Source organism: Metabacillus schmidteae (assembly GCF_903166545.1).
GTDB lineage: Bacteria > Bacillota > Bacilli > Bacillales > Bacillaceae > Metabacillus > Metabacillus schmidteae.
The window spans coordinates 309,448-324,309 of the sequence record NZ_CAESCH010000002.1 but is presented as its reverse complement, the minus strand read 5'-3'; the positions used below and the strand labels follow the sequence as shown (position 1 = coordinate 324,309).

General features: G+C 38.0%; 12 protein-coding genes. 2 read left to right on the top strand and 10 right to left on the bottom strand.

Annotation, left to right across the window (positions count from 1 at the left end; translation table 11 throughout):
• Positions 1-295 precede the first annotated feature (295 nt).
• From uvrA to HWV59_RS22350, 9 genes are all read right to left on the bottom strand, one after another.
• Positions 296-3,172 (bottom strand): excinuclease ABC subunit UvrA, encoded by a 2,877-nt coding sequence (gene uvrA / locus HWV59_RS22390; protein ID WP_175640325.1) that lies wholly within the window; start codon positions 3,170-3,172, stop codon positions 296-298.
• Positions 3,173-3,179: 7 nt separating this feature from the next.
• Positions 3,180-5,165, bottom strand: coding sequence for an excinuclease ABC subunit UvrB (uvrB, locus tag HWV59_RS22385; protein ID WP_175640324.1), 1,986 nt, complete (start codon positions 5,163-5,165; stop codon positions 3,180-3,182).
• Positions 5,166-5,437: 272 nt separating this feature from the next.
• A complete protein-coding gene (locus HWV59_RS22380) occupies positions 5,438-5,671 on the bottom strand; it encodes a CsbA family protein (RefSeq protein WP_175640323.1) in 234 nt (77 codons plus the stop codon).
• A gap of 20 nt (positions 5,672-5,691) precedes the next feature.
• On the bottom strand, positions 5,692-6,135 hold the full coding sequence (locus HWV59_RS22375) for a GNAT family N-acetyltransferase (RefSeq protein WP_175640322.1): 444 nt from the start codon (positions 6,133-6,135) through the stop codon (positions 5,692-5,694).
• Positions 6,136-6,224: 89 nt separating this feature from the next.
• Positions 6,225-7,811 carry a peptide chain release factor 3 gene (locus HWV59_RS22370; protein ID WP_102232922.1) on the bottom strand — a complete coding sequence of 529 codons (1,587 nt, stop codon included), beginning with the start codon at positions 7,809-7,811 and terminating at the stop codon, positions 6,225-6,227.
• A 340-nt stretch (positions 7,812-8,151) separates the two neighbouring features.
• Complete coding sequence (locus HWV59_RS22365; RefSeq protein WP_175640321.1) at positions 8,152-8,322, bottom strand: hypothetical protein; 171 nt, start codon at positions 8,320-8,322, stop codon at positions 8,152-8,154.
• Positions 8,323-8,393: 71 nt separating this feature from the next.
• A complete protein-coding gene (locus HWV59_RS22360; RefSeq protein WP_175640320.1) occupies positions 8,394-9,536 on the bottom strand; it encodes a CapA family protein in 1,143 nt (380 codons plus the stop codon).
• Between the two features lie 102 nt (positions 9,537-9,638).
• A complete protein-coding gene (locus tag HWV59_RS22355) occupies positions 9,639-10,637 on the bottom strand; it encodes an inorganic phosphate transporter (RefSeq protein ID WP_175640319.1) in 999 nt (332 codons plus the stop codon).
• A gap of 14 nt (positions 10,638-10,651) precedes the next feature.
• Complete coding sequence (locus HWV59_RS22350) at positions 10,652-11,272, bottom strand: DUF47 domain-containing protein (protein ID WP_175640732.1); 621 nt, start codon at positions 11,270-11,272, stop codon at positions 10,652-10,654.
• Positions 11,273-11,510: 238 nt separating this feature from the next.
• Between HWV59_RS22350 and HWV59_RS22345 the strand changes: the two genes are divergently transcribed.
• Positions 11,511-11,672 (top strand): hypothetical protein, encoded by a 162-nt coding sequence (locus HWV59_RS22345; RefSeq protein WP_175640318.1) that lies wholly within the window; start codon positions 11,511-11,513, stop codon positions 11,670-11,672.
• Between the two features lie 38 nt (positions 11,673-11,710).
• On the opposite strand, the gene cls is transcribed toward HWV59_RS22345, so the two are convergent.
• A complete protein-coding gene (gene cls / locus HWV59_RS22340) occupies positions 11,711-13,159 on the bottom strand; it encodes a cardiolipin synthase (protein WP_175640317.1) in 1,449 nt (482 codons plus the stop codon).
• Between the two features lie 172 nt (positions 13,160-13,331).
• Between cls and HWV59_RS22335 the strand changes: the two genes are divergently transcribed.
• Positions 13,332-14,624 carry an aminotransferase class I/II-fold pyridoxal phosphate-dependent enzyme gene (locus HWV59_RS22335; RefSeq protein ID WP_175640316.1) on the top strand — a complete coding sequence of 431 codons (1,293 nt, stop codon included), beginning with the start codon at positions 13,332-13,334 and terminating at the stop codon, positions 14,622-14,624.
• Positions 14,625-14,862 lie beyond the last annotated feature (238 nt).

The following is a 14,862-nucleotide window of genomic DNA, read 5'->3' as shown; positions in this document are numbered from 1 at the left end:
TTAACTTTTGCAGAATTCAAATAAAACGATTAAAAAGAAACAGGTTCGCTATTTATTGTTAATAGTTCATTTGGATGAAAATATTCTTTTTTATTATCCTGTATGAACATCACCATAATTCGGGAATCGGTCTGTCCAATAATAAGCCTTGTGCAAGTTCTATCCTTTCCAGGATGGTACGAATATTATATCGGCTGCAAATTTCTATTATTAAGGAAATTGAGGATTGTTTTTTAAAAACGGTGTAAACCTAAAAAAGCTGATTTCCAAAGAAATCAGCTTTTTAACCAGAAGATTAGCTTTGTGCTACCTCTTCTTTTTCTTTTATTAATTTTCTCATTCGATCACGGTCTCGCTCAATAATTGGCTTTAAGTATTTCCCTGTATAGGATTGTTCATTGTTCATAATATCCTCCGGAGTTCCATAGCCAACGATTTGGCCGCCTTTGTCCCCACCTTCAGGACCTAAGTCTACCAAATAATCTGTTGCCTTAATCACATCCAGGTTATGTTCAATGACCAACACAGTATCACCATTATCTACTAAGCGTTGCAGGACTTTTAACAAGCGTGCAATATCATCTACGTGAAGACCTGTTGTTGGTTCATCCAAAATATATAAGGAACGGCCTGATGAACGTCTATGCAGCTCTGATGCCAATTTAACCCTTTGGGCTTCTCCACCGGAAAGAGTTGTTGCAGGCTGTCCGAGCGTAATATAACCAAGACCAACATCATAAATCGTTTGCAGTTTCCGCTTGATTTTCGGGATATTTTCGAAAAACGAAACAGCATCCTCTACTGTCATTTCCAGGATGTCAGAAATATTTTTGCCTTTATAGGTAACTTCAAGTGTTTCACGATTGTATCGTTTCCCATGGCATACTTCGCAAGGAACATAGACATCCGGCAGGAAGTGCATTTCAATTTTTATGATTCCATCACCGCGGCAGGCTTCACAACGCCCGCCTTTTACATTAAAGCTAAAACGGCCTTTTTTATATCCTCTAACCTTCGCTTCATTTGTTGTCGCAAAAACATCACGGATATCATCAAAAACACCTGTGTAGGTAGCGGGATTGGAACGTGGTGTTCGACCGATTGGCGATTGATCAATATCAATGACCTTTTCAAGATGTTCAATTCCTTTTACCTCTTTATGTTCGCCGGGCTTTGACTTTGCATTGTGCAATTTTTGCGCTAATGTTTTGTGAAGAACTTCGTTTACTAATGTACTTTTTCCAGAGCCTGAAACACCTGTTACCGCAATAAAAGTACCTAATGGAAACTTCACACTAACATTACGGAGATTGTTTTCCTTTGCTCCTTTTATTTCAATATAACGGCCATCCGGTTTTTTTCGTTCATATGGAAGTGGTATAAATTTTTTCCCTGATAAGTACTGACCGGTTAAGGAATTGTCATCATTCATTACTTCTTCCGGCGTTCCCGCTGAAATGACCTTACCACCATGAATTCCAGCACCTGGTCCGATATCGATTAAATAATCTGCCGCCATCATCGTGTCCTCATCATGCTCAACAACGATCAGTGTGTTTCCGATGTCACGCATATTTTGGAGTGTTTGAATTAATCGGTCATTATCACGCTGATGTAGACCAATAGAAGGTTCATCAAGAATGTATAGAACCCCTGTTAACCGCGAGCCGATTTGCGTGGCAAGGCGAATCCGCTGAGCCTCTCCGCCCGATAACGTTCCAGCAGCACGATTAAGGGTTAAATAATCAAGTCCAACATTATTTAAGAATCCTAATCTTTCACGAATTTCTTTTAAAATAAGATTCGCAATCTGCATTTCTTTATCTGTTAAAGATAGATTCTGAAAGAAATCAAGTGACTCTTGAACGGAAAGCTTTGTAACTTCCCCAACATGGTTTCCTTGAATTAAAACAGCAAGTGTTTCCTTCTTCAGGCGATATCCTTTACAGGTCGGACAATTTTGATGTCCCATATATTTTTCCATTTGCTCGCGAATAAAATCTGAGGTTGTTTCCTTATAACGTCTTTCCACATTACGAATAACACCTTCAAACTGAATATAATTTTCCCGTATTTGGCCAAAATCATTTTCATAGCGAAAGTAAATTTCTTCCCCATCACTTCCGTACAGCACTTTGTCGAGTAAATGCTTAGGTATATCTTTAACAGGGATATCCATATCAATGCCATAATGATTGCATACAGCCTCAAGCATTTGCGGATAATATTGCGAGCTAGTTGGCTCCCAAGGGGCAATCGCATGCTGCTTAAGTGTCAGATCCTTATTTGGAATGACAAGATCCAAGTCAACTTCAAGTTTTGATCCCAAACCATCACACTCAGGGCAAGCACCAAACGGGCTATTAAATGAAAACATTCTCGGCTCAAGTTCTCCGATTGAAAATCCGCATTGTGGACATGCATGATGCTCACTGAACAGAAGTTCCTCTTCTCCCATAACATCAATGATAACTCTGCCTTCCCCTAGGCCTAATGCTGCCTCCAAGGAGTCGGCTAACCTTGAAGCAACCCCTTCCTTCACGACAATACGGTCAATTACAACCTCAATGGAGTGCTTTTTGTTCTTCTCAAGCTCTATATCTTCTGAGAGCTCACGCATTTCTCCATCAACCCGCACACGTACATACCCTTGTTTTTTAATATCTTCAAACACTTTTACATGTGTTCCTTTACGACCGGACACAATGGGAGCAAGTACTTGTAGCTTAGTTCGTTCCGGGTATTCTAAAATGCGGTCAACCATTTGCTCTATTGTTTGGGACGAGATTTCAATTCCATGAATAGGACAAGTTGGACGACCAACTCTTGCATAAAGTAAACGCAAATAATCATAGATTTCCGTCACTGTCCCAACAGTTGAGCGCGGATTACGGCTTGTTGTTTTTTGGTCAATTGAGATCGCTGGTGATAGCCCTTCAATCGCGTCAACATCAGGTTTATCCATCTGGCCTAAAAATTGACGGGCATATGCAGATAGTGATTCAACATAACGACGCTGTCCTTCAGCATAAATGGTATCAAATGCCAAAGATGATTTACCTGAACCAGATAATCCTGTTAAAACAACAAGCTTATCACGCGGAATGGTTACATCGATATTTTTTAAATTGTGGGCTCGCGCTCCCTTCACAACAATATGTTCCATTGCCATAATTGCTTCATCCTTCCGCTTTCAGTTCTAAAATTAAATCACGAAGCTCGGCAGCCCGTTCAAAGTTCAACGCTTTTGCTGCTTCCTTCATTTCACTTTCCATATCAGCAATCACTTTATCCCGTTCTTTCTTCGTTAACTTCGTCAGTTTACTTGCTGCTGTTGTTTCATATTCTTCCTGGTCTTCTGCAGCCATTGTCGCACGGATAGCGTCACGGATTTCTTTTTGAATCGTTTGCGGGGTAATACCATGCTTCTCGTTAAACTCTTCTTGAATTTGACGGCGACGCTTCGTTTCATTAATCGCAATCTCCATCGAATTCGTCATTTTATCTGCATACATAATCACATGGCCTTCTGCATTACGGGCAGCACGCCCAATCGTTTGAATGAGTGATCGCTCTGAGCGAAGGAACCCTTCCTTATCTGCATCCAAAATGGCAACAAGTGAGACCTCAGGAATATCCAACCCTTCTCTTAAAAGGTTGATTCCGACTAACACATCATATTTACCAAGGCGTAGCTCACGGATAATTTCAATACGCTCTAAAGTCTTAATTTCTGAGTGAAGATAATTGACTTTAATGCCGATTTCCTTCAGATAATTTGTTAAATCCTCCGACATTTTCTTCGTTAATGTTGTAATCAGCACACGTTGATTTTTTTCAACTCTTGTTTGAATTTCTCCAATTAAGTCATCAATTTGCCCTTCAATTGGACGAACATCTATTGTAGGATCCAGCAGTCCTGTTGGACGGATAATCTGTTGAATCATCTCAGGTGTATGTTCCATCTCATATGGACCAGGTGTCGCTGAGACAAACACAATATTTTCGATATGCTTTTCAAATTCCTCAAATCGCAAAGGTCTGTTGTCCTTTGCTGATGGCAAACGAAAGCCATGATCAACAAGGACTTGTTTACGTGCTTGGTCTCCATTAAACATACCCCTAATTTGCGGCACTGTAACATGTGACTCATCAATGACAATAAGTGAGTCCTCCGGGAAGAAGTCCAGCAGTGTATAAGGTGTTGAACCTGAAGGTCGTAATGTTAAATGTCGGGAATAGTTTTCGATTCCGGAGCAAAAGCCCATTTCCCTCATCATTTCAAGGTCGTATCTTGTTCGTTGTTCCAGGCGCTGTGCTTCAAGAAGCTTGCCGTTTTCACGCAATTCTTCCAATCTTTCTTCAAGCTCTGCTTCTATGTTTTTGATGGCTTTCTCCATCTTTTCTTCCCTTGTAACGAAGTGGGAAGCCGGGAAGATCGCTACATGTTCACGCTCTCCCATAATCTCACCTGTTAATGCATCCACTTCACGAATCCGGTCAATTTCATCACCGAAAAACTCAACGCGGATACACTGTTCATCACGTGAAGCAGGAAAAATTTCCACTACATCTCCGCGCACTCGGAATGTCCCTCTTCGGAAATCAATATCATTTCGTTCATATTGCACATCAACCAGTTTTCTTAATAATTGATTTCGTTCAATTTCCATTCCCGTTCTTAACGAAACAACTAACTCTTTATATTCTTCCGGTGAACCGAGACCATAAATACAAGAAACACTGGCAATAATGATGACATCTTTTCTTTCGAATAGCGAAGATGTAGCCGAGTGACGAAGCTTATCTATTTCATCATTAATACTTGCATCTTTTTCGATAAATGTATCTGTCTGTGGAACATAGGCTTCCGGTTGATAGTAATCATAGTAACTAACAAAATACTCAACAGCATTATTTGGAAAGAATTCTTTAAACTCACTGTACAGTTGTCCTGCTAATGTTTTGTTATGAGCAATAATTAAGGTTGGTTTATTTACTTGTTGGATCACATTTGAAACAGTAAAGGTTTTTCCTGTACCTGTTGCCCCTAGCAATGTTTGGAATCGTTTGCCTTGCTGGATTCCTTCAACCAATGATTGAATCGCCTTAGGCTGATCACCTTGTGGTTTGTATTTTGAGACTAATTCAAATTGCTCGCTCACTCATAAGCCTCCATTCCGTTTTATCACTATGAATAGTTTACCATAAATTGTTGGAAAATCACCAAAAATACGAACTATAGTTCGTATTTTTTTCTACTATGTATATTGTCCTGATTAAATTCCCCTTTATATGGAAATCTTGCAACTTTTCATCTATTTTTGCAACTATCTTGTATTTATTGCGAGTTTGCACATATTTTTGCAACTATAAAAAAAAGAGCTGTCATAGCCCTTTCTTAGTTAAGTATTTCACTTTTTAATTAACCTCAAACCTATTTCTTCTTCACCAGGTCCTCCTTCATCTTTCTCGCAAAGAAAAAGCCGACACCAAGTGAGACGATGTCAATAAAGAAGATGCTTGGACCATGTGTGTAACCTTTCATATAGGAGGCAATAAGCAAAGCCGCTGTTAATGCTATCCCAACATAATGATTATAGCTTACCCGTGTAAAAAGAAGGACAAGTAGAAAAGGCATAATGATTGCTAATATGACTTTTAAAACCATCGTAATCACCTATTCAGCTATTATAGTGATAAATTGTAAAAATACACAGTATCCTCTTTTTCATAGCCGACACTTTCGTAGAGAGCCTGTGCATTTACATTGTCTTTGGTTGTTTCTAATAAAATTCCTGCTGTATTCGTTTCAATCGCAAATTCCTTTGCTTGATTCATTAGTGCTTTTCCTACTCCAAGACGTCGAAAGTCTTCAGAAACAAACAAATCATTAAGCAGCCATTTTCTCCTCATCCCTACTGAAGTAAAAATCGGGTAAAGCTGGACAAATCCAGCAGGAATTCCATCGTTGCTTTTTGCCAGGAATATCGTTGATTCCTTTTGCTCCATTCTTTCCTTGATAAAAGCCTTTGCCCCTTCAAGATCAGATGGTTGTCCATAAAAGATACGGTACTTATTAAACAATACAGATACATCATCCAAATCAGATAGTGTTGCTTTTTCTAAGTTCACATGCTTCCCCTCAATTCCTTATGTATAGCTCAATCATAACATGAAAACCAAACAAAATAGGGCTAATTAACACAATTAGCCCCCTAAGATTATTTCTGTGATGTCACACCTTGATAGTCATTTTCTTCTAATAAATCGACTAACTCAATGTCTTTTTGATTTTCTAAAAAGTAACGTAATGTAAATTCATTTTCAAACAGTACCGCATAGGCACCAAAGCGATCACGAACAAGCATGCTTCTTGAATCAAAGAAGCGCTTCTCAAACTTCTCGCTTTTAATCCATCTTGGAATTCGTTCTCCAAGTGAGGTGAATTCAATTTCCACATTATATTCAGCCTTCATTCGGTATTCAAACACTTCAAATTGAAGCTGACCAACTGCGCCAAGGATGATCGAGTCATTCAACTCTTGGCGGTATAATTGAATAGCTCCTTCTTGAACAAGCTGTTCTATTCCTTTTCGGAATTGCTTTGCTTTCATGACGTTTTTCGCCTGAACACGTTTGAATAGCTCTGGTGGGAATTGAGGCAGCTCTTCATATTCATAAGAGTCTTTACCACCGATTAACGTGTCGCCAATTTGATAAATATTTGGATCATAAATCCCAATAATATCACCAGGATAAGCCTCGTCTACAGTGTCACGGTCTTTTGCCATAAAGGCTTGCGTTTGGTTCAACTTAATCGTTTTATTCGTACGACTTAAGTTTACACTCATTCCACGTTCGAATTTACCGGAACATACTCGGAAGAAGGCGATTCTGTCACGGTGTGCCGGGTTCATATTTGCTTGAATTTTAAAGATATAGCCTGAGAACTGATCTTTTTCCGGCTCAACTAAGCCTTGATCTGTTTTACGCGGCTGTGGTTTTGCAGCAAATTGCAAAAATGTATCAAAAAAGGTTTGCACACCAAAATTAGCAAGTGCACTACCAAAGAAAACAGGTGTTAGCTCCCCTTTTTCCACTCGCTCAGGCGAAAACTCATTTCCTGCTTCTTCAAGCAGTTCCAGCTCACCCATTGTATCTTGATAGATTGGATTTTCTTCAATATCTGTTGAAGAAAGCTCGCTTAACGGAATCACTTCTTCTTCCTCATCACCTTTGAAGCGAACAAATTGCTTATTAAAGCGGTCATGGATACCTAAGAAACGTTTTCCACTGCCGATTGGCCAGTTCATTGGATATGATTCAATCCCTAATACTTCTTCAATTTCAGAAAGCAAATCCAAAGGATCTCTTCCTTCACGGTCCAGCTTATTAATAAACGTGAAAATTGGAATTCCTCTCATTCGACATACTTTAAAAAGTTTAATCGTTTGAGGCTCAACACCCTTTGTTGAATCAATGATCATGACAACACTATCAACCGCTGTTAGTGTACGGTATGTGTCTTCACTGAAATCTTCGTGTCCCGGTGTATCCAGTATGTTTACATGGAATTCATGATATGGAAAGCTCATTACACTTGATGTTACGGATATTCCACGTTTTTTTTCGATTTCCATCCAGTCGGATGCCGCAAATTTCCCTGATTTTTTCCCTTTAACTGTTCCTGTTGAACGGATAATTTGACCAAAGAAAAGCAGTTTTTCTGTTAGCGTTGTTTTCCCTGCATCCGGGTGGGAAATGATCGCAAACGTACGTCGTTTATTTATTTCCTGTTGTAAACTCATTCGCAATAACCTCTTTTAATTAAATATGTGACTCAAATATACTACAAAGCGATTCAAAGAACAATTTTTTAAAAAGACTGTTTTTTATATACTTTGTTGTTATTTAAGATCGGTAAACGTTAGAATAGGTCCTTTTCATTGCGCTGCAGACACTCCATGCGCCGGGGAGGAGGCTAAGCCTCCTCAGCTTCGCCTGCGGGGTCTCAGCCTTTCCTCACTTCCCGCAGGAGTCAGTGTCTTCCGCTCCATTCCACTATCATTTTTATAATTTTAATATCTCTTACAAAGACTGTCCTTTAAAAGTGAATATAAAAATAAAAACAGGAAGGTTCCCCCCTGTTTATCGCTCATATCGTTTTCTATCTCTTATTCTTACTTTCCTTTTCTCCGTGTCAATTAAACTCCATGCGGTGTTATATCGGTATTTTTTCCCCCAAATATGGATGAGTATTCGCAATCCTGTGACCAAGCATAAAATTAATAGACTAATGATTAAAAATAAAATATCCATCTTTGTTCCCCCAATCATTCTTGTACAGATGTATATGTTGGATATGGGGAAATATGATGTTTTTTTATAAATCATGTAAAGGAAAATGTCAGTTCTGGTACCCATGTTTTCATATGCTTTATGATTTCTTCGTATACCTTTTCTTTGTCAGGGACTTGTTCGAGAGGATAAACATGATATTCCTTATTCACAAAGGTTGGGACGAATGATGGTTCCTTTATGGTAATTTCACCGCTTTTTAGATTTTTTTCAGCGTTAATTTTTAAAACGCCACCGATGTCCTTGTAATCTTCATTTTGCCCTGTAAAAAAGTTACCGAGGGAATACGCAACAAAAGAGCGCTTTCCATCTTCCCTTTCGATCCATTCCACGGGCTGAAGAACATGTGGGTGATGTCCAATGATAATGTCTGCTCCCGCGTTTGCTGTGTTGAGTGCTAGCTGCTTTTGTTCCTCATTTGGCATTCTTTCATATTCTTTTCCAAAATGAAGACTTACCACTACTACATCTGATATAGCACCAGCTTTTTCAATATCTTGTTTTATGTTACTTTCTTCAATTCTATTTACTAAGTATGGTTTATTCTTCGGAGTTTCAATCCCATTTGTGCCGTATGTATAGGCCAAGAATGAAAAAACAATATCATTCTTTTCAATTGTTCGAATGTTACTTTTATCTTCTTCCGATAAAAAAGCACCGGTATAAGGAATCCCTAATTGATTCCAATGGGAAATGGCACTTTGGATTGCCTTTTCTCCCCTATCCAATGTATGGTTGTTGGCTAGTGTCACTAGATCTATACCACTTTCTTTTAATTCGTCCCCAACTTCATAAGGACTATTAAATGCAGGATAGGTCGAAAGCCCAATCTCCGTTCCGCCAATCATTGATTCTTGGTTAGCAATGGTAATATCGGCTTCTTTTAATAGTGACTGAACATTTTTCAGATGAGGTGTAAAATCATATGTTCCCTCACCAATTTGGGCAGGTTCATACACGCGGTCATGAATTAAAATATCACCTATAGCCGAAAGAGAAGCAGTAGTAGTTGTAATTTTTCCCTCTATTTTCTCTTCTTTCTTAACAATTTGTTGATTCCTTTTATCTTCCACTTTGACAATGTTCTGTTCAGGCGCTGATACTATCTTGCCAAAATATAAGCCTAGACCACAGACTATAAGAAATAGTACTACTAATGAGATTACCTTTTTCATGAGGGTTACTCCTTTTAAGAAGACTTCTATAGTCTAGTTTATAACATGAAAAGGAAAAATTTAACCAAAAAGGCAGAATTCTGTCGCATTCTGCCAATTATTTTAAAGGATGAAGTTAAGAAAATAATAAACTATTCCCGACAAAACCGCTGATGCAGGAAGTGTAACAATCCATGTAAAGACCATGGCTTGTGCGGTTCCCCAATTAACCCCTTTTATCCGATTTGAAGCTCCCACTCCAAGAATAGATGAAGAAATCACATGTGTGGTGCTGACCGGAAGATGCATAAAGGTTGCTCCTAAGATAATGGAAGCAGAAGATACATCTGCAGCAACTCCGCTTACTGGTCTGATCTTCATAATTTTATTTCCAACTGTTTGTATTATTCTCCAACCACCTACTGATGTTCCAAGCGCCATCGCAAGCGCACATGAGACCTGGACCCATACCGGAATATCCATTGTCTTATGATAGTTGTTGGCAATTAAGGCAAGTGTAATAATTCCCATCGCTTTTTGGGCATCATTTGTACCATGTGTATAAGCCTGAAACGCAGCCGTAACAATTTGAATTCTTCGAAATCGGTTATTGGATTTTGTCAAAGAATGATTTCTAAATAAAACCTTAAAAATACTAAATACCACATATCCAATTATGAATGCAAGGATTGGTGATAAAATAAGTGACTGTACAATCTTTGAAAAACCTGAATAATTGATACTGCCAAACCCTGAAGCTGCAATGGCCGCTCCAACAATAGACCCGATAATGGCATGTGAGGAACTACTCGGTATACCGTAATACCATGTGATAAGATTCCAGGCAATCGCCGAAATAAGCGCTGCTAGAATGACGATAGAGCCGTTATGTAGTGTAAATGGATCAACAATTCCGGTTGTAATTGTTTTGGCAACTCCTGTAAACGTAAGGGCACCGATAAAATTCATTAACGATGCTAAAATGATTGCATGTTTTGGCTGTAAAGCTTTTGTCGAAACACTTGTTGCGATCGCATTTGCCGTATCATGAAAGCCATTTATAAAATCAAACACCAGGGCCCCAACGACAATCAATATTGTAATCATTAATGTTACATCCATATATCTAAATCCCCTTATGCATTTTTCATGACAATGCTATCCAATGTAATGGCAACCTTCCGACAGTTATCAACGATGCCTTCAAGCGACTCATAAATGTCTTTATATTGAATGATTTTGATCGGATCCTTTTCAGTTGCGAATAAATTTTTTACTGCTGTCCGAAGCAAATTATCACTGTTTGCTTCATGCTCTTTTAATTTTAATGAATGTGCTGGAATAGACTGTAGTTTCTTTAAAGACAGTAAAGTCACTGCCTCTGAAATCTCTGCTGCACATTGATGAGTAATGCTCAAAAACTTTTTCATTTGATCAGTTAAGCTGGTCACCGAGTACATCTCAAACAATGCGGCAATATGTTCAATTCCGTCCAACACATCATCAATATGCAGGGCAAGCTGTAAAATATCTTCCCGGTCAATCGGTGTAATAAATGTCTGATTGAGCTCCTTTGTAATACGTTGAATGAATTCATCACCAGCTGATTCAAATTCTTTTACATTTTCCAAAAAAATTTGCAACTCATGATGGTTTGAGATATCTTGTTCAACACAAAACTTTGTTGTTTGTTGAAGATTGCTTATTATGTTTAATAACAGATCTGAAAATTTATCTTTTTTTCCTTTAGAAAACATCATTTAAAATCCTCCATTAAGTGACCTCTTGTCATTTCAAGACTCTACTATATAAATTACTAAAGTATTGTAGCTTACATGCTAAGTTAAATGCTAGTTATTTATACATGTGTTGGAAAATAATTTCTCTATTGGTTCAAATTCAATTTTATGGGCTAGATGTTCTTATGAAATCCCCCTATATTCCATCTGCTTTTGGGAATATTATTCATAATCCAAAAATAAAAGGAGGATAAGAATGTTTGGAATCGGAGAAAAGATTAACACGCTGTTTTGGACTGCAATCTTTGGTCTCATTTTAACAACCATATATTCAGCTATTCTCCTTTATCAGGGGATAGACTCAAAACGAAAGTTAAATTTTATTTGGGGTAAAAATAAAGAGGAAGTTGAAAACTAAAATAGTATTAGGACCTGTGTTGACAGGTCCTAATTTTTTTATAGGATTGGTGAAAGCAATCGTGAGACAGATTCTTTAATCCGAATACCTCTTGAACGCTGAACATAAGCCTCTAACGTTAATTGTCTTGATTTCTCCATATCCTGGATAAAGGAGTCATGCAGCTTTGTAGCAATGTCAACATCATACAAAAATGCATTCACTTCGAAATTCAATTTAAAGCTTCTCATATCAATATTTGCTGTTCCGACTGAGGCAATCTCATGATCAACGACAATACTTTTTGCATGGATAAAGCCATTTTCATAAATGTAAACATTGGCACCGGATTTTAAGAGCTCCCCTGCGTATGAAAGAGTTGCCCAATAGACAAAGGGGTGATCAGGCTTATCCGGAATCATTACCTTTACTTCTACACCTGATAAACAGGCAATCTTTAGCGCGTCTAAAATACTGGCATCAGGAATAAAGTAAGGTGTTTGGATACATATGGACTCCTTAGCTGATGTAATCATCTTCATATATCCATTTTTAATTTGCTCCCATTCAGAATCAGGGCCGCTCGTCACAATTTGTAAGCTGCTCCCACCTGTTGTTTGCGGCACTGGAAATAATTCAGGGCTGTATGAAATCATCCGCTTTTCTGTCGCTTGATTCCAATCAAGGATAAATCGGGCTTGAATGGCATGAACCGCTGTTCCTTGAATTTTAAGATGTGTGTCACGCCAATAGCCAAAGGAAGGGTCAAGCCCTAGATATTCATCCCCCACATTAAAACCGCCAACATAACCGATTTCACCGTCAATGATCACTAATTTTCGGTGGTTTCGATAATTGAGTCTCAAATTGATCCATCTAAGTTTCGAAGGAAAAAATACTTCGACCTCCCCTTCAGCCTTACGTAGTTCTTTGAAAAACTTTGGTCTCAGGCTTCTTGATCCTAAATCATCGTATAAAACCCTGACCTTCACTCCTTGCTCTGCTTTCCTTGTTAATGCCGCGACTAAACGTTTGCCAAGCTCATCTTTTTTCAAAATATAATATTGCAAGTGAATATGATGTGTTGCCTGTTCAATATCGTTCAATAACGTTTCGAACTTCTCATTTCCATCTGTAAAAATCTCTACTTCATTATCGTCTGTTAACAATGCATCATTATTGAGCACATGCATGTTAATCATTTGCTTGTATTTTTCAGCAGTCTCACTTTTAAAACTGAAGGTATTTTTTCTGATTTCCTCCAGCTGAGTAGCAAGCAGCTTATCGATTCCGAGTTTTTTTCGATCCTCCCATTGAAACATTCGATATCGACTTAAATTTTGTCCGAATAGAAGATACAATAAAAATCCTAATAACGGGATAAAGAACAACACCAACAGCCATGCCCAAGACGATGTGGCATCTCTTCTTTCTCTAAAAATCATAACAATCGCAAAGAACGTATTTAAAAGGACAATAAACCCGATTAAGATTGAACCAATTTCCATATAAATTCCTCTCATATCTTTTTCTAATCTCACTCATAGTATATCTTGAAAGATAAATTATTTGTCAGATTTTTTTCGCTTTACCACTGTGAGAACACCCTTCACTGTGATAAAATATCTCTTAATGAATTTTCAAAAATTTTTATTTCCTATAGAGGTGAAAAAAAGGATCATGAATGAATTAGCACAAGCTTTAAATCAAGCAATCAAAGAAGATAACGAACACGTTTATAACATGTTGTCTCAGCTTGGAAAGGAAATGTTCTATCCAAAAGGCATCTTAAGTCAATCAGCAGAAGCAGGAAAAAAAGCTCATCGCTTTAATGCAACAATCGGTATTGCAACAGAAAACAATCAGCCTATGCACTTTCAACATTTGCAAGACCTTTTTGACGGTAAAGTAACACCTAAAGACCTTTACCCTTATGCACCACCTCAAGGAAAAGAAGAATTACGTAAAGTATGGCAGGAAAAAATCTTTAAAGATAGCCCAAGTTTAAATAAAGATGTAGTTGGTTCACCAATCGTCACAAATGCCCTTACTCACGGCTTAAGTATTGCAGCAGACTTATTTGCTGATGAAGGTACACCGGTAATTGTACCTGATAAGTATTGGGGGAATTATAACATCACATTTAAAACACGTCGCGGTGCAACTGTGGAAACCTTCCCATTATTTAATGAAGAAAATGGGTTTAACACAGCAGGTTTAAAAGCAACAATTGATGCACAAAAATCAGCTGAAAAAGTGATTGTTCTTCTAAACTTCCCGAACAACCCGACTGGTTACACACCGCTTGAGTCTGAAGCAAAGGAAATTGCAGCAGTTCTAACAGAAGCTGCAGAAGAAGGCTTAAACATTGTTGTGCTGATCGATGATGCTTACTTCGGATTATTTTACGAAGATTCAATGACTGAATCAATTTTCAGTTACTTGGCAGATGCGCATGATCGTATTTTAGCAGTGAAAATTGACGGGGCAACAAAAGAAAATTATGTATGGGGCTTCCGTGTTGGATTTATCACATATGCAAGCAAATCAGCAAACGTGCTGAATGCATTAGAGCAAAAAACAAAAGGCTTAATTAGAGGAACAATTTCAAGCAGCTCACACCCTTCTCAATCGCTTATTTTACAGTCATTAAAATCAGACGAATTTGCGGTTGAAAAAGAACAGAAATTTGCTTTAATGAAAAGCCGTGCGGACAAAACTAAAGAAGTTTTGGCAAAAGAAGAATATCAAAAATACTGGACTTACTATCCGTTTAACTCAGGCTATTTTATGTGCTTGAAGCTTCACAATATTGATGCAGAGGAATTACGTTTACATCTATTAGATAAATATGGAGTTGGAACAATTTCCATTAACTCAACTGACTTACGTATTGCATTCTCTTGTGTAGAAGCTGAGGATATTGAAGAATTATTTGACTTAATCGCTCAAGGTGCTGCTGATTTGCAGTAGTTTGTGGTTGATAGGGTGCTCACTGCCGGTTGGTAGTGGGCATTTTGCTTTTAAACAAGGGTGGCGCGTAAGAACTTCGGGGAGCTATGAGTTGGATTCTTGCAACTTTTCTATTTTTTTTGCAAGTTTACTTTTATTTTTGCAGGTTTTCCGGTAATATTGCAAGTTTTGAAAAAACCTTGCAACTTTGGACTGGAATTTTGCAAGTAGGCGAGATAACCTTTCAGTCGACAAACTT